We start from the raw sequence: 17,070 nt of genomic DNA on the forward strand, positions 1-17,070 counted from the left end.
CCGGCAACGTCGATTCGTTCGACGGGCGATGAGCGCATGCGCCCGTCGCCCGAAGCCTCGTGCCGGGTCGCCACTCCGCAGCCGCAGCCGCCGAAACGAGGAAAGCGCCCTCGGACGCCTTTCTCGTTGATGCAACGGGCCCGCATCGCCGCGGGCCGTGCCGGTTTACGCGTAGGCCGGGCGGGTCCGACCGGGCACGTCCTTCAGGTAACGATGCACCGACAGGTCGTCGGCCTGGATCGCGGGCATCTTGCCCGAGATCAGGTCCGCGAGCAGTTGACCCGAGCCGCACGACATCGTCCATCCGAGCGTGCCGTGGCCGGTGTTCAGGAACAGGTTCGACACCGGCGTGCGGCCGACGATCGGCGTGCCGTCCGGCGTCATCGGGCGCAGGCCCGTCCAGAACGTGGCCGTCGACGTGTCGCCGCCGCCCGGGAACAGGTCGTTCACGCACATCTCGAGCGTTTCGCGGCGCGCCGCGCGCAGCGTCTTGTCGAAGCCGACGATTTCCGCCATGCCGCCGACGCGGATGCGCTGGTCGAAGCGCGTGATCGCGATCTTGTAGGTCTCGTCGAGCACGGTCGATACGGGCGCGGCGGCTTCGTTGACGATCGGCGCGGTGATCGAATAACCCTTGAGCGGATAGACCGGAATCTTCATCAGGTTCGAGATGAAATTCGTCGAGTACGAGCCGAGCGCGACGACGTACGCGTCGGCACGCACCGTCTCGCTGCCGCACTGCACGCCGGCGATCTTGCCGCCCGCGATCGCGAGCGCGTCGATCGGCGTGTTGTAGCGGAACTTGACGCCGAGCGATTCGGCGAGCGCGGCGAGGCGCGTCGTGAACAGCTGGCAATCGCCGGTTTCGTCGCCCGGCAGGCGCAGGCCGCCCGTCAGCTTGTGCGAGACGGCCGCGAGCGCCGGTTCGGCATGCTTCAGTTCGGCCGGCGACAGCAGTTCGAACGGCACGTTCGCTTCCTGCAGCACGGCGATGTCCTTCGCCGCGCCGTCGAGCTGCTGCTGCGTGCGGAACAATTGCAGCGTGCCACCCGTGCGGCCTTCGTATTCGATGCCGGTATCGGCGCGCAGCGCCTGCAGGCAGTCGCGGCTGTATTCGGCGAGACGGACCATCCGGCCCTTGTTGACTGCATAGCGCTCGGCCGTGCAGTTGCGCAGCATCTGAACCATCCACTGGAGCTGGAAGCGCGTGCCGTCGAGGCGGATCGCGAGCGGCGCATGCTTTTCGAACATCCATTTGACGGCCTTCAGCGGCACGCCGGGCGCGGCCCACGGTGCCGCATAGCCGGGCGAGATCTGGCCTGCGTTCGCGAAGCTCGTCTCCAGCGCCGGGCCGGCTTCCCGGTCGATCACCGTGACTTCATGACCGGCGCGCGCAAGGTAATACGCGCTTGCCACGCCCACGACACCGCTGCCCAGAATGACGACTCGCATAGCTGCTCCAGATGGAAGGAACCAGGTCGAGGCCGGACGCACCTGCGGCTCCGTGTAACCTCTAGCTGATCTAGTTTTTTGCGCTATGGTATTGTCGAATGTGCAGTTTTTGTTATTGTATTTTTCTGGTTTTCAGCATAAACAAATGAGAACGCAACGTCAGCCCGTACGCTCGCTCGACAAGCTCGACCGGCGCATCCTGAAACTGCTCCAGGACGACGGCCGGATGGCGATGAAAGACCTCGCGGAACAGGTCGGATTGACCGTCACGCCGTGCATCGAGCGCGTGCGGCGCATGGAGCGCGACGGCGTGATCACCGGCTATCACGCGCGAGTCGACCCGGGCCAATTGGGGGCCGCGCTGCTGGTTTTCGTCGAGATCACGCTCGGCCACAAGGGCGGCAACATGTTCGAGCAATTCCGCCGGGAAGTGATGAAGATCGACGAGGTGCTCGAATGCCACCTCGTCTCCGGCGATTTCGACTACCTGATCAAGGCGCGGATCGGCGAGATGGCCGACTACCGGAAGCTGCTCGGCGACATCCTGCTGCAGTTGCCGGGCGCCGTGCAGTCGAAGAGCTATGTCGTGATGGAAGAAATCAAGGAAACGCTGACGATCGCCGTCGGCGAGTGACGTGCCCGCGGCCCGTCGTCCGGCCCTTTATCCCGTGCTTGGCATGCTGCGCCCAATACTGTATAAATGTACAGTATTGGGCGCAGGCGAATGGGTGGGCACATGGACGATCGGTCCGACAACGAATTTCCGATAGCGCCGCCCGTGCCCCGCAAGGGGCGCGGTGCGGTCGACAACCTGCAGGGGCGGTATGAAATCGCGCAGCGCGAAGCGGTGGACGACGGCTGGACGCACGAGTCCGACGATGCCGATTTCTCCGCGCCGCTGCGCACGCAGGTCTTCGAGGAACGGGCGAAGAGCATCCTGACGCACAACCAGTCGCCCGATATTCCGTTCAGCGTGTCGCTCAATCCGTATCGCGGCTGCGAGCACGGCTGCATCTACTGCTTCGCGCGGCCGACGCACAGCTACCTCGGGCTGTCGCCGGGTCTCGATTTCGAAAGCCGCATCTACGCGAAGGTCAACGCAGCCGAACTGCTCGAGCGCGAGATTTCGCGCAAGCGCTACGTGCCGGAGCCGATCGCGCTCGGCGTCAACACCGACGCGTACCAGCCGGTCGAGCGCGACCTGCGCATCACGCGCAGCGTGATCCAGGTGATGCACGACCGCGGGCTGCCGTTCGCGGCGATCACGAAGTCATCGCTGATCGAGCGCGATCTCGACCTGCTCGCGCCAATGGCCGAACGCGGGCAGGTGATGGCGGCGGTCACGATCACGACGCTCGATGCCGAACTCGCGCGCACGCTCGAGCCGCGCGCGGCCACGCCGGCGCGGCGGTTGCGCACAATCCGTGCGCTGTGCGATGCGGGCGTGCCGGTCGGCGTGAGCATTGCGCCGGTGATTCCGTTCGTGACCGAGCCCGACATGGAGCGCGTGCTCGAAGCCTGCGCGGAAGCCGGTGCGACGCACGCGAGCTACATCATCCTGAGATTGCCGTGGGAGGTCGCGCCGTTGTTCAAGCAGTGGCTTGCCGCGCATTTTCCCGATCGTGCGGAGCGCGTGATGAACCGTGTGCGCGACATGCGCGGCGGCAAGGATTACGACTCGGATTTCTCGAAACGGATGAAGGGCGAGGGGATCTGGGCCGACCTGTTGCGGCAGCGCTTCCGCCAGGCCGTCAAGCGGCTCGGGTTGAACGAGCGTACGAACGGCATCCTCGATCTGTCGCGGTTCCGCGCTGCGTCTGGCGCCGAGGTGCCGGCGCCGCGCGTCGCGGTTCGTGCAGCCGGCGCGAAGTCGCGCGACGACATGCAGTTGAACCTGTTCTGACCGGCGACCAACGCAGCCGTCGGTGGGCCGTATCGACCGTATTGGTCGTGCTTACTGCGAAATCTGCTTGGCTGCTTCGACCTGCGATTCGAAGTACGTCTGGAACGACAGCGCGAGGGCGGTCATCAACAGGAACGCGCCGATCAACAGCGAGAAGATCACGACGAAGATCACGGTCCAGCCCGACTGGCTGTGCTTGCCGGTGTCGGCGTTGAATTGCGCATCCCATTTTTCATCGGGGCGCAGCCCGTAGACGAGTGCGGCAAGGAACGCCGCCAGCAGCGAGATTGCACCGGGCACCGCGAGCCACCAGCCGAGGCCGGCGCTGCGCTGGGTTGCGGCAAGCAGCAGGAAGCCCGGGATGCCGACGATCGTCGCGAGCAGGTGGGCCCAGCCGTATACGTCGCGAAAGCCGTACAGATAGAAGCGATGCGCACCGATCGACCCGAGCAGGAACGCGAGGGCGGCGGTGAGCGTCTTGGAGCGGAAGCGGCGGGGCGATGCGGTGCTGCTGGACATGGATGGCGGCGTAGTGTCGTTGGCATGGGCGGCCGGCAGGCCGGCGCGGGCGCGCGGCCCGGCACGCATTCTACGATGCCCGGTCGTGGCCGGTCACCCCTCGCGTGCGTCAGGGTGCCGCATACGTCACGCGGTAGATCGCGCCCGCGTAATCGTCGCTGACGAGCAGCGAGCCGTCCGGCAGCGGCAATACATCGGCCGGGCGTCCCCATGCCGTGCCGTCGGGTCGCAGCCAGCCCGTGATGAACGGTGTCTGTCGTGCGTGGCTGCCGTCCGCCGAGACGACCACGCGCATCACGCGGTAGCCGACTTTCGTGCGGCGGTTCCACGAGCCGTGTTCGGCGATGAAGACATTGTTGCGATACGACGCCGGAAACATCGGCCCGGTATAGAAGCGCATTCCGAGCGCCGCGACGTGCGCGCCGAGTTTCAGGACCGGCGGCACATAACGTCGGCACGCGTCGGCGCTGCCGAATTCGGGATCGGGCGTATCGCCGCCGTGGCAGTATGGAAAACCGAAGTCGAGGCCGGCGCGCGGCGCGCGGTTCAGCTTGTCGTCCGGTACGTCGTCGCCCATCAGGTCGCGCCCGTTGTCGGTGAACCACAGCTCGCCCGACTCGGGGTGCCATGCAAAGCCGACCGTATTGCGTATGCCGCGAGCGAACACTTCACGTTCGCTGCCGTCGGGGTTCATCCGCGCGATGATCGCGTAGCGGCTGCGATCGGCGAGGCAGACGTTGCACGGCGCGCCGATCGGCACGTACAGCTTGCCGTCGGGGCCGAACGCGATGAATTTCCAGCCGTGATGGTGATCGGTCGGCAGGGCGTCGGTCACGACGACGGGCGCGGGCGGTTTCGCGAGCCGGTCGTCGATATGGTCGAGGCGCAGGATGCGCGACACGGCGGATATATAAAGGGAGCCGCCGCGGTAGGCCACGCCGACGGGCATGTCGAGTCCCGACGCGATGACATAGCGTGCGCTGATCCGGCCCTCGTGCATGACCAGCGCATGGACGCGGCCCTCCCGCGTGCCGACATACAGGATGCCGCGCGGCGACCACGCCATTTCCCGTGCGGCCGGTACGGCGTCGGTCAGCACGTCCACATGGAAGCCGGGCGGAAGGACGAGTTCGTTCACCGGCAACGGCGCGGCAAACGCCGGGGCGCACGCGAGGCAGGCAAGGCCGGCAAGCAGCGCCGCGAACGGGTGCTGCACGCGGCGCATCGGGGCGGCGCGAAGGGATGGCATGACGGTCGGGAGCATCCTGGATACGACGATTGTATGCCCGGCGCACGGGCCGTCCGCGGATTTTTACGCGTAAGTGTTTGTTGTACCTCTGGTTTCCGGCTATAATCGCGTGTTTCAGTAGTTTCGAACCCGGTTTTCCCGAAGGACATCATATGGTTATCATCCGTCTGGCTCGCGGCGGCTCGAAGAAGCGCCCGTTCTACAACATCGTTGCTACCGATTCGCGCAACCGTCGTGACGGCCGCTTCATCGAGCGCGTCGGCTTCTACAACCCGGTCGCCACGAAGGGCGAATCGCTGCGTATCGCTCAGGATCGCCTGACGTACTGGCAAGGCGTTGGCGCGCAACTGTCGCCGACCGTCCAGCGTCTCGTGAAGGAAGCGCAAAAGGCGCAACCGGCTGCCTGACATGGCACGGTGTGCCGGTCGTGCCGGCTGTGAGGTGCATTGATGGCGGGTCACGATTCCGGTAATGCAAGGCGCGGGCGTGCGTCATTCGGCGCATTCGTCCGCAAGCCGGTCGAGCGCGACGCGGTCGCGAACGCCGGTCAGGCTGCCGAACGAGGCAGTCCCGAAGCGACGCAAGCCTGGCCCGACGATGCCGTCGAGGTCGGAGCGGTGGTCGACGCCTACGGCCTGAAGGGCTGGGTCAAGGTGGCGACGCATGCCGATGCCGGTCGCGGTGGCGACGCGCTGCTCAACGCGCGTCGCTGGTGGCTGGAACGCGGTGCGGAGCGGCTTTCCGTCCGCATCATGCAGTCGAAGACGCACAGCGACACTGTCGTTGCGCAACCCGCGGGCGTCAGCGACCGCGATGCTGCGCTGTCCATGCGCGGCTTTCGCGTGTTCGTGCGCCGGGAAGATTTCCCGGCACTGGCCGCGGACGAATTCTATTGGGTCGACCTGATCGGCCTCGAGGTCGTCAACGAGCAATCGGTGGCGCTCGGGAAGGTGAGCGGGATGATCGACAACGGCGTGCATTCGATCATGCGTGTCGAGTATCCGGCAACCGGCAAAGACGGTCAGCCGACCATCGACGAGCGGTTGATTCCGTTCGTCGGCGTCTACGTCAAAACGGTGGATCAGGCGGCGCGTCGCATCGTCGTCGACTGGGAAGCCGATTACTGAAATGAACCAGGTTACCGAGAGCGCGGTGCAGTTCGACGTCGTCACGCTCTTTCCCGAGATGTTCCGTGCACTGACCGACTGGGGGATCACCAGCCGGGCCGTGAAGCAGGGGCGCTTCGGGTTGCGCACCTGGAACCCGCGTGATTTCACGACGGACAACTATCGCACGGTCGACGATCGTCCGTACGGCGGCGGTCCGGGCATGGTGATGCTGGCCAGGCCGCTCGAAGCCGCGATCGACGCCGCGAAAGCGGCGCAGGCGGAGCAGGGCATCGCGAGCACGCGCGTCGTGATGATGTCGCCGCAAGGCGCGCCGCTCACGCACGATCGGGCGGTGCGAATGGCGCAGGAACCCGGCGTCGTCGTGCTGTGCGGTCGCTACGAAGCGATCGACCAGCGCCTGCTCGATCGTTGCGTCGACGAGGAAATCAGCCTCGGCGATTTCGTGCTGTCGGGCGGTGAATTGCCGGCGATGGCGATGATGGATGCCGTCGTGCGGTTGCTGCCCGGCGTGCTGAACGATTCGCTGTCGGCCGTGCAGGACAGCTTCGCGGACGGCCTGCTCGATTGTCCGCACTACACGCGTCCCGAGGAATACGACGGTGTGCGCGTACCGGACGTGCTGCTCGGCGGGCATCATGCCGAGATCGAGAAGTGGCGGCGTCAGGAAGCATTGAGGAATACGTTGCGGAAGCGGCCGGACCTGATCGTCCGGGCGCGCCGCGAGAAGTTGCTGAGCCGCGCCGACGAGGCGTGGCTCGCGAACCTCGCACGCGAAGCGAAGGACGCCTCCTGAGGCGGCTGCGCGAGCGGGAATTGGCGGTGCCGCACATGCGTGTGCGGCGCCTGATGTGAATCCATCCTCTATCGGGGCCAAGCCTGGAAGCAGGCGGGTGTGAACGCCGACACGATGGCATAAGGAGTCAGTAATGAATCTGATCGCAAAACTTGAGCAGGAAGAAATCGAGCGCGCGCTCGCCGGCAAGACCATCCCCGATTTCGCCCCGGGCGACACGGTGATCGTGAACGTGAACGTGGTTGAAGGTAACCGCAAGCGCGTTCAGGCTTACGAAGGCGTCGTGATCGCGATTCGCAATCGTGGTCTGAACTCGAACTTCATCGTCCGCAAGATCTCGTCGGGCGAAGGCGTCGAGCGTACGTTCCAGACGTACTCGCCGCTGCTGGCAAGCATCGTCGTGAAGCGTCGCGGTGATGTGCGTCGTGCGAAGCTGTACTACCTGCGCGAGCGTTCGGGCAAGTCGGCTCGTATCAAGGAAAAGCTGGTGTCGAAGGATCGCGCCGCAGCAGCTTCCCAAGAGTAAGAGCTGTAAGGAAAAAGCACCCAACCGGGTGCTTTTTTCATTCTGGCGCGACAATATGCTCGATACGACACGAACCCGAGAGCCCCATTGAATCGCCGCCCCATCATCGATCCCGAAGTATTGCCGGTCGAAGGCACCGGCGCCGGCCTGCCTGTCATCGATTCCGGGCTGATGACGCCGTCCGGCCTGCGCGAACGTTTCGCGCGCACGCTCGAATGGAGCGTCGAGCCCGGCGAAGCGAAGTTGCAGGAAGGCGTCGATCCACGCAGCGCCGCCGTCCTCATGCCGCTCGTCGTCCGCGAGTCGGGCCTCACCGTCCTGCTGACGCAGCGCGCCGATCACCTGAACGACCACGCCGGGCAAATCAGTTTTCCCGGCGGCCGTCGCGAGCCGTTCGACCGCGATGCGACCGCCACCGCTTTGCGCGAGGCGAAGGAGGAGATCGGGCTGGCCGCCGAACGCGTCGAGATTCTCGGTGCGTTGCCCGACTACCTGACCGGCACGGGTTTCTGCGTGACGCCGATCGTCGGCCTCGTGCATCCGCCGTTCACCGTGCAGGCCGACACGTTCGAAGTCGCCGAGATTTTCGAAGTGCCGCTCGCGTTCGTGATGAATCCCGCGAACCATCAGGTTCGCGTGTTCCGGTGGGAAGGCGGCGAGCGTCGTTTTTTTGCCATGCCCTACCCGAACGACGAATCGGACGGGCATTACTTCATCTGGGGCGCAACTGCCGCCATGTTTCGCAATCTGTATCGCTTCTTGGCCGCCGGGTAGGCGGGCGCGCCGGCCGGTGCGCGCGAGCGCCCGCGCGGCGACCGCGCCGGCAGCCATGCGCGGCTGACGCTGTGCTATCGTTATGCAAAAAATGACATAACTCCGAAGACGGCGCCACGCATGACTTTCTTTTCGGTTCTCCTCGCTCTCATCATCGAACAGGTCCGCGCGTTGTCGCCGAGCAATCCGGTGTTCGCACTGTTCCAGTTTCATGCGGAAACCGTCGCGCATGGCCTCGACGCCGGCAAGCAGAAGCACGGGATCCTCGCATGGCTTGCGGTCGTGCTGCCGTGGGTGCTGATCGTCGCGCTGATCTATTTCCTGCTGTACAAGGTGAGTTTCGTGCTCGCGTTCCTGTGGAACGTCGCCGTCGTGTATTTCACGCTCGGCTTCCGCCAGTTCAGCCACTACTTCACCGATATCCATCTCGCGCTCAACAACGACGACGTGCCGCGCGCGCGAAATCCTGCACGAGTGGACGGGCATCGACACGGTCGACATGCCGGTCGGCGAAATCGTCCGCCATACGCTGATCCACGCGGTCGTCGCGTCGCATCGGCACGTGTTCGGCGTGTTCTTCTGGTACGTGCTGCCGATCGGCCCGGCCGGCGCCGTGCTGTACCGGATTTCCGAATACCTCGCGCGCAGCTGGTCGACGCCGGGCGACGACCGCACGGCCGCGTTCTCGACGTTCGCGCAGCGCGCGTTCTTCGTGATCGACTGGATTCCGTCCCGACTGACGGCGCTCGGCTTCGCGATCGTCGGCAATTTCGAGGATGCGATCTATGCGTGGCGCAACCATACGCGCCAGTGGCCCGACCCGAACGACGGCGTATTGCTGGCCGCGGGCAGCGGTGCGCTCGGCGCGCGTCTCGCGGGGCCGCTCGCGGAACCGTCGAGCCTCGATGCGCTGGCGGTCGGCGACAGCGGTCCGTTGACGGTCGGTGACGATTGCACGCCGCGCACGCTGCAGTCGGCGGTCGGCCTCGTATGGCGTGCGGTGATCTTGTGGATGATCCTGCTGTTGATGCTGACGCTGGCCGTCTGGGTATCGTGACGTGCTAACCCAGCGCCCGATGAAATGAAAAGGCCGGCTCGATGCCGGCCTTTTCGCTGTGCGTCGGCGCGGTGCGTTCAGTCGTCGAGTGGATCGCGCACGGCGCCGCATTGCCAACACGCGGTGAATTGCGCTTCCAGCGCTTCGCCGCACTGCCGGCAGCACCAAGGTGCCGCGCCGGCCGACGGGCCGTGCGACGCGGCGTCGAGGAGCCGACGGGCGAGCGCATCATCGCGTTCGTCGTTCAGCCACAGTTCGGGCGTGCACGCATCGGCGGGCAGGCCGCCGAGCGCGCCGGTCGCGTAGCAGTTGTGCAGCTCGCAGCCGATGCCGGCCACCTGGAGCACGTTGGCCCAATGCTGTGCGGTCGCGAGGTCGGGTGCCTTGAAACGCATCGCGGCTCCTGTCGATGAAGGCCGGCCCGGCTGGCGGCGGCCGGCCGTCGCATACGTCGCGCGATCAGCGCACGATCTGGCTTGCCTCGTGCACGAGCTGCGCGTACAGCGCGTGCCGGGACGGCGCGATGCGGCCGTCGGCGACGGCTTCGAGGATCGCGCAGCCGGGCTCGTGCAGATGATGGCAATTATAGAAACGGCAGTCCGCGAGCAGCGGCCGGAATTCCGGAAACGCGCGTTCGAGGCGGCCTTCGGTCAGGTGGTAGAGGCCGAATTCCTGGAAGCCCGGCGAATCGATCAGCGCACCGCCGCCTTCCAGCGGGTACAGGCGCGTGAACGTGGTCGTGTGGCGGCCGCTGTTGAGCGCAGCCGAAATCTCGCGGGTCGCGGCTTCGGCGTCGGGCACGAGCAGGTTCACGAGCGTCGATTTGCCCATCCCGGACTGGCCGAGCAGGATCGTCGAATGCCCGGCGAGGTGCGGCATCAACTGCGCGCACGCGTCGTCCGGCGCACCTTTCACGGAGAGCTCGAGCACGTCGTAGCCGAGCGCGCGGTACGGCGCGAGACGCTCGCGCGCAACCGGCAGCGCGGCCTCGACGTCGATCTTGTTGAGCACGACGAGCGGCTTCAGCTCGTTCGCCTCGGCCGCGATCAGCGCGCGGCCGAGCAGATCCTCGCTGAAATAGGGCTCGGTCGCGAGCACGATCAGCAACTGGTCGAGGTTCGCCGCGAACAGCTTCGACTTGAACTGGTCGGAGCGGTACAGCAGGTTGCGCCGTTCGCCGATTTCCACGATCACGCCCTGGTCGGCCGATGCGAGTTCGTACACGACGCGGTCGCCGACCGCGATGTCGCTCTTCTTGCCGCGCGGGAAGCATTGCAGCATCGGCCCGCCGTCGTCGGGCGCGACGATGTAGTGGCGGCCGTGCGCCGCGATCACGCGGCCTTCGGCCCGCTGCGCGCCCGAGGCGCGCGGGGCCGGCTGGCGGGAGGTCGGCCGGCTCATGCGTGCTGCAGCAGGCGGTCGATCCGCTGCGACGCGGGCGGATGCGAGTAGTAGAAGGCCGTGTAGACGGGGTCGGGCGTCAGCGTCGACGCGTTGTCCTCATAGAGCTTCACGAGCGCGCTGACGAGATCCTGCGCATCGGTCTGGCTGGCCGCGAACGCGTCGGCCTCGAATTCGTGCTTGCGCGACGTGAGGCTGCTGAACGGGGTCGCGAAGAACAGGAACACCGGAATCGCGAGGAAGAACAGGACGAGCGCGGCGCCCGCGTTGCTGGTGTCGAGCGACGGCGTGACGCCGAGCCCCGTATAGAACCACGTGCGTTGCGCGAGCCAGCCGAGCAGCGCGAGCAGCACGAGGCTCAGCACGAACGACACGAGCATCCGCTTCATCACGTGGCGGCGCTTGAAGTGGCCGAGCTCGTGCGCGAGCACGGCCTCGATTTCCTGGCCGGACAGGCGCGCGAGCAGCGTGTCGAAGAACACGATCCGCTTCGATGCGCCGAAGCCCGTGAAATACGCGTTGCCGTGCGCGGAGCGGCGGCTGCCGTCCATCACGAACAGCCCCTTGGCTGCGAAGCCGCAGCGCTTCATCAGCGACTCGATGCGCGCGCGCAGCGCGTCGTCCTTCAGCGGCTCGAACTTGTTGAACAGCGGCGCGATGAAGGTCGGGTAGATCAGCAGCACGAGCATCTGGAACGCGACCCACACGATCCAGGTCCACAGCCACCACAGGTTGCCGGCCTGGTTCATCAGCCACAGCACGACGAACAGCAGCGGCAGGCCGAGGACGGCGCCGAGCAACGTGTTTTTCAGCATGTCGGTGAAGAACAGCCGCTTCGTCATCCGGTTGAAGCCGAAGCGCTGCTCGATCCCGAACTGGCGGTAATACTCGAACGGGACGTCGATCACGCCCGTGATCGCGAGCACCGCGGCAACGAGCGCGACCTGCTGCCCGTAGCCGCGGCCGAGCCAGCCGGTCAGCAGCGTGTCGAGCGCGCCGACGCCGCCGAGCAGCGTGAGGCCGACCAGCACGGCCGCGCTGACGACGATCTCGAGCATCGTCAGCCGGGTGCGCTCGACCGTATAATCGGCCGCGCGCTGGTGGGCGGTCAGCGGGATGGTGGCGCTGAACTGCGCGGGCACGCCGTTGCGGTGCGCGGCGACGAAGCGAATCTGCCGCGACGCGAGCCACAGCTTGGTGACGACCATCGCGAGTACGGCGATCGCGAACAGCAGGGTGAACGAAAAGGGTGACATCGAAGGCGCCAAAGGGTTCTATGCGAGAATTATATGTTCTTGCGGACCGGCCCCGCTGATGCGATGCCGGCCGCCTGGGCGGCGCCGCATCGGCGCGCTCGGTTCGCTATTTTCCAGGATGAATCATGACCGATACCGCCGCTTCCGCCAGCCAGCCCGCGCTCGTGCGCAACGAGTTGAACCTCGTCTGGCTCGACATGGAGATGACGGGCCTCGACCCGGATAACGACCGCATCATCGAGATCGCGGTCGTCGTGACCAATTCCACGCTCGACGTCGCCGTCGAGGGCCCGGTGTTCGCGATTCACCAGAGCGACGAGACGCTCGCGAAGATGGACGACTGGAACAAGTCGACGCACGGCCGCTCGGGGCTGATCGACCGCGTGCGCGCATCGACCGTGACCGAGGCGCAAGCCGCCGCGCAACTGCAGGCGTTCCTCGCGCAGTACGTGTCGCCGGGCAAGTCGCCGATGTGCGGCAACTCGATTTGCCAGGATCGCCGCTTCATGGCGCGCTGGATGCCGGAATTCGAGCGGTTCTTCCACTACCGCAACCTCGACGTCAGCACGCTCAAGGAGCTGTGCCGCCGCTGGCAGCCGGCCATCTACAAGGGTTTCCAGAAGCGGGCGATGCATACGGCCCTGGCCGACATCCACGAGTCGATCGACGAGCTGAAGTACTACCGCGAGCATTTCCTGATTCCGGCCGCGTCGGCGCCGGCAGGCGATTCCGTGCCGGCGGCCTGAGCGGGCCGGCACGCGCGGGGCGCTCGGCAAACGCTCAGCGCCGCGCGCTTTTCGGCCGGAACGCCGCGACCACCGCGGCGTCGGTCTCGATATACGGGCCGCCGATCAGGTCGATGCAGTAGGGCACCGCGGCGAAGATGCCGGGCACGGTCGACTTGCCGTCGGCGTCGCGCAGCCCTTCCAGCGTTTCCCGGATCGACTTCGGCTGGCCGGGCAGGTTGATGATCAGCGCCGCATGGTCGGCCGTTTCGCGGATCACCGCGATCTGCCGCGACAGGATCGCGGTCGGCACGAAATTCAGGCTGATCTGCCGCATCTGTTCGCCGAATCCCGGCATTTCCTTCGTCGCCACGGCCAGCGTGGCTTCCGGCGTCACGTCGCGACGCGCGGGGCCCGTGCCGCCCGTCGTCAGCACGAGATCGCAGCCGGCGACATCGACGAGTTCGGTCAGCGTGGCCGAGATCGTCGGCGCGTCGTCCTGGATCAGGCGCGTTTCGGCACGCCACGGCGAAACCAGCGTGCCGGCGAGCCATTCCTGCAGCGCCGGAATGCCCTTGTCTTCGTAGACCCCCGTACTCGCGCGGTCGCTGATCGACACGAGGCCGACCACGAGCTCGTCCGGGTGGTTACGCTTCGTCGTCATGGTCGTCTCCGGCCTCGTCGGCCGCTTCGTCGTCGCTGTCGGACGCGCCGCCGGCCGCCTTGATCCACTGGAACAGCTCGCGGAAATAGCGCGGCGGCTTGCCTTGCTGCGCTTCCTTGCGGGCATTGCGGATCAGCGTGCGGCCTTCCTGGATGTCGGCGTCGGGGTGCTGGCGCAGGAATTCGGTCAGCGCGTCGTCGCTCGCGAGCAGCTGCTCGCGCGTGCGCTCGATCCAGTGCAGGCGGGCGGTGGCGGCCTTGTTCACGCCACGTTGCGCGTCGAGCGCGGTGCGCAGCGCGGCCGTTTCGTCGTCGGTCAGCGAGCGCATCACGCGGCCGACGTACTGGAGCTGGCGGCGCTTGCCTTCGTGATCGGTGATCCGGCGCGCCTCGCGCACGGCGTCCGCGAGGCTTTCAGGCATCGGCATGCGCTTCAGTGCGTCTTTCGGCAGATCGACGAGCGCCTGGCCGAGCACCTGCAACTCGTGCATTTCGCGCTTCAACTGGGATTTGCTGGGGCGATCGTAGCCGTTGTCGTCTTCTTCGGCGACAGGCTCGATCGGCTGGATTCGGGTTTTGCGTGTCATGGGCCGCATTGTATCGCGGCGCGGACACCCCAAGCTTGTCTGTGCGCGGCCCCGGACCTTGCTATGATCGCGGGATACGCAACATTTTGACCATGCGGGCGCCCGCCCGCCACCGGATACCAAGACGATGGCAGCCAATCTCGACGTACAAGCGCGCTATTTCCCGCACACGCAGGACCAGCTCAAGGAAATCGCATCGGACATCCTTCGTCATGCGAAGGCGCTCGGCGCGACCGACGCCGCGACCGAAATCTCCGAGGGCGACGGCCTGTCGGTGTCGGTGCGCCGCGGCGAAGTCGAAACGATCGAGCACAACCGCGACAAGATGGTCGGCGTCACCGTGTTCATCGGCAAGAAGCGCGGCAACGCGAGCACGTCGGACTTCTCGCCGGCCGCGATCAAGGATACCGTCGCCGCCGCCTACAACATCGCGCGCTTCACGGCCGAGGATGAAGCGGCCGGCCTCGCCGAAGCCGAGCTGCTCGAAACCGATCCGCGCGACCTCGATCTGTACCACCCGTGGGCGCTGAGCGCGGACGAAGCCGTCGAGCTCGCCCGCCGCGCGGAGGACGCCGCGTTCGCGGTCAGCCCGCAGATCCGCAATTCGGAAGGGGCGAGCGTGTCGGCGCAGCACTCGCAGTTCATGCTCGCGACGTCGCGCGGCTTCCTCGCCGGCTATCCGTACTCGCGCCACTACATCGCCTGCGCGCCGATCGCGGGCAGCGGCCGCCACATGCAGCGCGACGACTGGTATTCGTCGAAGCGCAGCGCGATCGATCTCGCCGCGCCCGAAGCGGTGGGCCGCTACGCGGCCGAACGCGCGCTCGCGCGGATGGGTGCGCGCCGTCTCGACACGCGCAAGGTGCCGGTGCTGTTCGAAGCGCCGCTCGCGGCCGGCCTGCTCGGCGCGTTCGTGCAGGCGGTGAGCGGCGGCGCGCTGTATCGCAAGACGTCGTTCCTCGTCGACAGCCTCGGCAAGCCGGTGTTCGCGCCGCACGTCCAGGTCGTCGAGGATCCGCACGTGCCGCGCGCGATGGGCAGCGCGCCGTTCGACGAGGAGGGCGTGCGCACGCGTGCGCGCAGCGTCGTGAAGGACGGCGTCGTCGAAGGCTATTTCCTGTCGACCTATTCGGCACGCAAGCTCGGCACGCAAACCACCGGGAACGCGGGCGGCTCGCACAACCTCGCGCTGCGCAGCTCGAACACGCAGGCGGGCGACGACTTCGACGCGATGCTGAAGAAGCTCGGCACGGGCCTGCTGCTGACCGAGCTGATGGGGCAGGGCGTGAACTACGTGACGGGCGACTATTCTCGCGGCGCGGCGGGCTTCTGGGTGGAGAACGGCGTGATCCAGTATCCGGTCGAGGAAATCACCGTCGCCAGCACGCTGCAGGAGATGTTCCGCCATATCGTCGCGATTGGTGCGGATTCGCTCGTGCGCGGTACGAAGGAAACCGGCTCGGTGCTGATCGAGCAGATGACGATCGCGGGGCAGTAAGCCGCGCGCGGCGCAGGCCACCAGGAAGCGACAAAGCCCGACCGGCGCGAGCCGGTCGGGCTTTTTTCATCGTGCGAAGAAGATGTCAGCCGCGCTTGCGTTCGTAGACGACGAACGCATAGCCGAACGTGTTCGGCGCAGCAGCCTGATGCGCGTCGCGCGAGATCTCCTGCCAGTGCGCGGCGTCGGGCGCCGGGAACGACGCGTCGCCGTCGAAATCGGCATCGATCTCGGTGACGATCAGCTTGTCGGCGAGCGTGAGACCTTCCGCGTAGAGTTGCGCGCCGCCGATCAGGAATGCCTCGGGTACGCCGTCGTGCGCGGCCAGCGCCAGTGCGTCGGCGAGCGACGTGACGGTGTCGCAGCCGTCGAAACGGCGCGAGGCGTCGCGCGTGACGACGATATTGCGGCGGCCGGGCAGCGGCCGGCCGATCGATTCGTGGGTCTTGCGGCCCATCACGATCGGCGCGCCCATCGTCGTGCGCTTGAAGAACGCGAGATCCTCGGGAAGTTTCCAGGGCAACTGGTTGTCGCGGCCGATGATGCCGTTGCGGGCACGCGCGACGATCAGGGTCAACGTCGTCATGAAGGTCGGGGAAGAGGGAAGACGGAACGGGCCGATTTTACCGGAACGGCGGCGCGCGCCGGGTTCCGCGTGCCTGCACGGGCGCCCCGCGTTGCTTGCGCCGTGCGCCGCGACGTGGGATGCTCGCGCGCCGCGGCGGCCGTCCGAATAAAAAGAGTGCCCGCCGGGGGACGGAGCACAAAAACTTTTTGCATCGCGCGATCGGCGATACCGGTTCCGCTCGATGGTCTCCCGTCCGACAGGATCGTCAGGTCGATACGCAATCCCGATCGAATCGAGGTGTCGAATGATCAGGGATGCGTATTGACTCGCGCGTCGCCTTCCATCGCATGTCGGATATTGCCCGGCTGCGGCACCGGCAGCGGCGCCGGCAGCGGCAACTGGGGCGGCGGTGAAATCTCGTCCCACAGCGTCACGGAGGCCTGGCGTGCCGGCAGCGGTTGCGGCGCCGACACGGTCACGATGCCGAACCCGTTGTCGGGTTTGCCCGGCGTGTTTTCGGCAAGCAGCGTGGCGCGATGCGGCTGCATGCCTTCGTCCGCGCAGGCCGGTGCAGGCGGGCCGGCGGCCGACAGCACGAGCGTCATCGGCACGAAGGAAAGTAAAAAAAGTTTTCGCATGGCGACTGTCTCCGGTCGTCTCCGTATTCAGCGAAATACATGCCACCGTATCGGGACCGTTGCCGCCATTGCGATTCGTGCCCGAGCATTTCGAATGGCGGCCGAAAACGCCTGGAAATGTTTCAGGCCTGAAACGAGGCGGCTCGGGAATATTGCTGATTCAACCGATACGCTCGAAGGATGAAAATCGGCGCGTGTGTTGGTGACGAAGCCCTTCGTGCGCATCCATTATGTGCAGAGGATTGATCTGCATCGACCTCCTGAGCGATTTGGCCGCATCGCCATCGGTGCTGAAACGGGTTTGTCGTATTCAGCGCCTATAACCAAGTTG

The 17,070-nt window shown here is 66.2% G+C and carries 19 protein-coding genes and 1 pseudogene; 10 read left to right on the forward strand and 10 right to left on the reverse strand.

The window, feature by feature from the left end; all coding sequences use genetic code 11:
* Positions 1 to 165 precede the first annotated feature (165 nt).
* Positions 166 to 1,452, reverse strand: coding sequence for a D-amino acid dehydrogenase (locus CFB89_RS04850; RefSeq protein ID WP_089466945.1), 1,287 nt, complete (start codon positions 1,450 to 1,452; stop codon positions 166 to 168).
* Positions 1,453 to 1,597: 145 nt separating this feature from the next.
* Between CFB89_RS04850 and CFB89_RS04855 the strand changes: the two genes are divergently transcribed.
* Together CFB89_RS04855 and CFB89_RS04860 are read left to right on the forward strand one after the other, a co-directional pair.
* Positions 1,598 to 2,086 (forward strand): Lrp/AsnC ligand binding domain-containing protein, encoded by a 489-nt coding sequence (locus CFB89_RS04855; RefSeq protein ID WP_012492860.1) that lies wholly within the window; start codon positions 1,598 to 1,600, stop codon positions 2,084 to 2,086.
* 90 nt (positions 2,087 to 2,176) lie between these two features.
* A complete protein-coding gene (locus CFB89_RS04860) occupies positions 2,177 to 3,355 on the forward strand; it encodes a PA0069 family radical SAM protein (RefSeq protein ID WP_089466946.1) in 1,179 nt (392 codons plus the stop codon).
* 51 nt (positions 3,356 to 3,406) lie between these two features.
* On the opposite strand, the gene CFB89_RS04865 is transcribed toward CFB89_RS04860, so the two are convergent.
* Both CFB89_RS04865 and CFB89_RS04870 read right to left on the reverse strand, forming a co-directional pair.
* A complete protein-coding gene (locus CFB89_RS04865; protein ID WP_023475835.1) occupies positions 3,407 to 3,874 on the reverse strand; it encodes an NINE protein in 468 nt (155 codons plus the stop codon).
* A gap of 109 nt (positions 3,875 to 3,983) precedes the next feature.
* Positions 3,984 to 5,123, reverse strand: coding sequence for a sorbosone dehydrogenase family protein (locus CFB89_RS04870; protein ID WP_089467909.1), 1,140 nt, complete (start codon positions 5,121 to 5,123; stop codon positions 3,984 to 3,986).
* 152 nt (positions 5,124 to 5,275) lie between these two features.
* Between CFB89_RS04870 and rpsP the strand changes: the two genes are divergently transcribed.
* From rpsP to CFB89_RS04900, 6 genes and pseudogenes are all read left to right on the forward strand, one after another.
* Positions 5,276 to 5,530, forward strand: coding sequence for a 30S ribosomal protein S16 (rpsP, locus tag CFB89_RS04875; RefSeq protein ID WP_006476550.1), 255 nt, complete (start codon positions 5,276 to 5,278; stop codon positions 5,528 to 5,530).
* 42 nt (positions 5,531 to 5,572) lie between these two features.
* Positions 5,573 to 6,250 carry a ribosome maturation factor RimM gene (gene rimM / locus CFB89_RS04880; protein WP_089466947.1) on the forward strand — a complete coding sequence of 226 codons (678 nt, stop codon included), beginning with the start codon at positions 5,573 to 5,575 and terminating at the stop codon, positions 6,248 to 6,250.
* A 1-nt stretch (position 6,251) separates the two neighbouring features.
* Positions 6,252 to 7,046 (forward strand): tRNA (guanosine(37)-N1)-methyltransferase TrmD, encoded by a 795-nt coding sequence (gene trmD, locus CFB89_RS04885; protein ID WP_006476548.1) that lies wholly within the window; start codon positions 6,252 to 6,254, stop codon positions 7,044 to 7,046.
* A 133-nt stretch (positions 7,047 to 7,179) separates the two neighbouring features.
* The gene (gene rplS, locus CFB89_RS04890) at positions 7,180 to 7,572 is read left to right on the forward strand and encodes a 50S ribosomal protein L19 (RefSeq protein WP_006486838.1); all 393 of its coding nucleotides are present in this window, start codon (positions 7,180 to 7,182) and stop codon (positions 7,570 to 7,572) included.
* 87 nt (positions 7,573 to 7,659) lie between these two features.
* Positions 7,660 to 8,346, forward strand: coding sequence for a CoA pyrophosphatase (locus tag CFB89_RS04895; protein ID WP_089466948.1), 687 nt, complete (start codon positions 7,660 to 7,662; stop codon positions 8,344 to 8,346).
* A 120-nt stretch (positions 8,347 to 8,466) separates the two neighbouring features.
* A pseudogene (locus tag CFB89_RS04900) lies at positions 8,467 to 9,403 on the forward strand (CobD/CbiB family protein).
* Between the two features lie 77 nt (positions 9,404 to 9,480).
* Here the strand turns inward: CFB89_RS04900 and CFB89_RS04905 are convergent.
* The 3 genes from CFB89_RS04905 to CFB89_RS04915 form a co-directional block, all read right to left on the reverse strand.
* A complete protein-coding gene (locus CFB89_RS04905; RefSeq protein WP_089466949.1) occupies positions 9,481 to 9,798 on the reverse strand; it encodes a putative signal transducing protein in 318 nt (105 codons plus the stop codon).
* 64 nt (positions 9,799 to 9,862) lie between these two features.
* A complete protein-coding gene (gene rsgA / locus CFB89_RS04910) occupies positions 9,863 to 10,804 on the reverse strand; it encodes a ribosome small subunit-dependent GTPase A (RefSeq protein ID WP_089466950.1) in 942 nt (313 codons plus the stop codon).
* A complete protein-coding gene (locus CFB89_RS04915; RefSeq protein ID WP_069621220.1) occupies positions 10,801 to 12,060 on the reverse strand; it encodes a M48 family metallopeptidase in 1,260 nt (419 codons plus the stop codon). The genes rsgA and CFB89_RS04915 overlap by 4 nt, the downstream gene beginning before the upstream one ends.
* A gap of 125 nt (positions 12,061 to 12,185) precedes the next feature.
* Here CFB89_RS04915 and orn point away from each other — a divergent pair, with 125 nt between their 5' ends.
* The gene (gene orn, locus CFB89_RS04920) at positions 12,186 to 12,806 is read left to right on the forward strand and encodes an oligoribonuclease (RefSeq protein ID WP_089466951.1); all 621 of its coding nucleotides are present in this window, start codon (positions 12,186 to 12,188) and stop codon (positions 12,804 to 12,806) included.
* 34 nt (positions 12,807 to 12,840) lie between these two features.
* Here orn and mog read toward each other — a convergent pair whose 3' ends face one another.
* Together mog and yjgA are read right to left on the reverse strand one after the other, a co-directional pair.
* The gene (gene mog / locus CFB89_RS04925) at positions 12,841 to 13,449 is read right to left on the reverse strand and encodes a molybdopterin adenylyltransferase (protein ID WP_089466952.1); all 609 of its coding nucleotides are present in this window, start codon (positions 13,447 to 13,449) and stop codon (positions 12,841 to 12,843) included.
* A complete protein-coding gene (yjgA, locus tag CFB89_RS04930; protein ID WP_277603196.1) occupies positions 13,433 to 14,035 on the reverse strand; it encodes a ribosome biogenesis factor YjgA in 603 nt (200 codons plus the stop codon). Before yjgA ends, mog begins: the two co-directional genes overlap by 17 nt.
* Positions 14,036 to 14,162: 127 nt before the next feature.
* Between yjgA and pmbA the strand changes: the two genes are divergently transcribed.
* Positions 14,163 to 15,533: a metalloprotease PmbA gene (gene pmbA / locus CFB89_RS04935; protein ID WP_089466954.1), complete on the forward strand. Its 1,371-nt coding sequence runs from the start codon at positions 14,163 to 14,165 to the stop codon at positions 15,531 to 15,533.
* A gap of 85 nt (positions 15,534 to 15,618) precedes the next feature.
* Here pmbA and CFB89_RS04940 read toward each other — a convergent pair whose 3' ends face one another.
* Positions 15,619 to 16,119, reverse strand: a complete 501-nt coding sequence (locus CFB89_RS04940; RefSeq protein WP_089466955.1) for a dihydrofolate reductase — start codon at positions 16,117 to 16,119, stop codon at positions 15,619 to 15,621.
* Between the two features lie 290 nt (positions 16,120 to 16,409).
* The gene (locus CFB89_RS04945; protein WP_089466956.1) at positions 16,410 to 16,739 is read right to left on the reverse strand and encodes a hypothetical protein; all 330 of its coding nucleotides are present in this window, start codon (positions 16,737 to 16,739) and stop codon (positions 16,410 to 16,412) included.
* Positions 16,740 to 17,070 lie beyond the last annotated feature (331 nt).

It is taken from the genome of Burkholderia sp. AU16741 (assembly GCF_002223345.1).
Classification (GTDB): domain Bacteria; phylum Pseudomonadota; class Gammaproteobacteria; order Burkholderiales; family Burkholderiaceae; genus Burkholderia; species Burkholderia sola.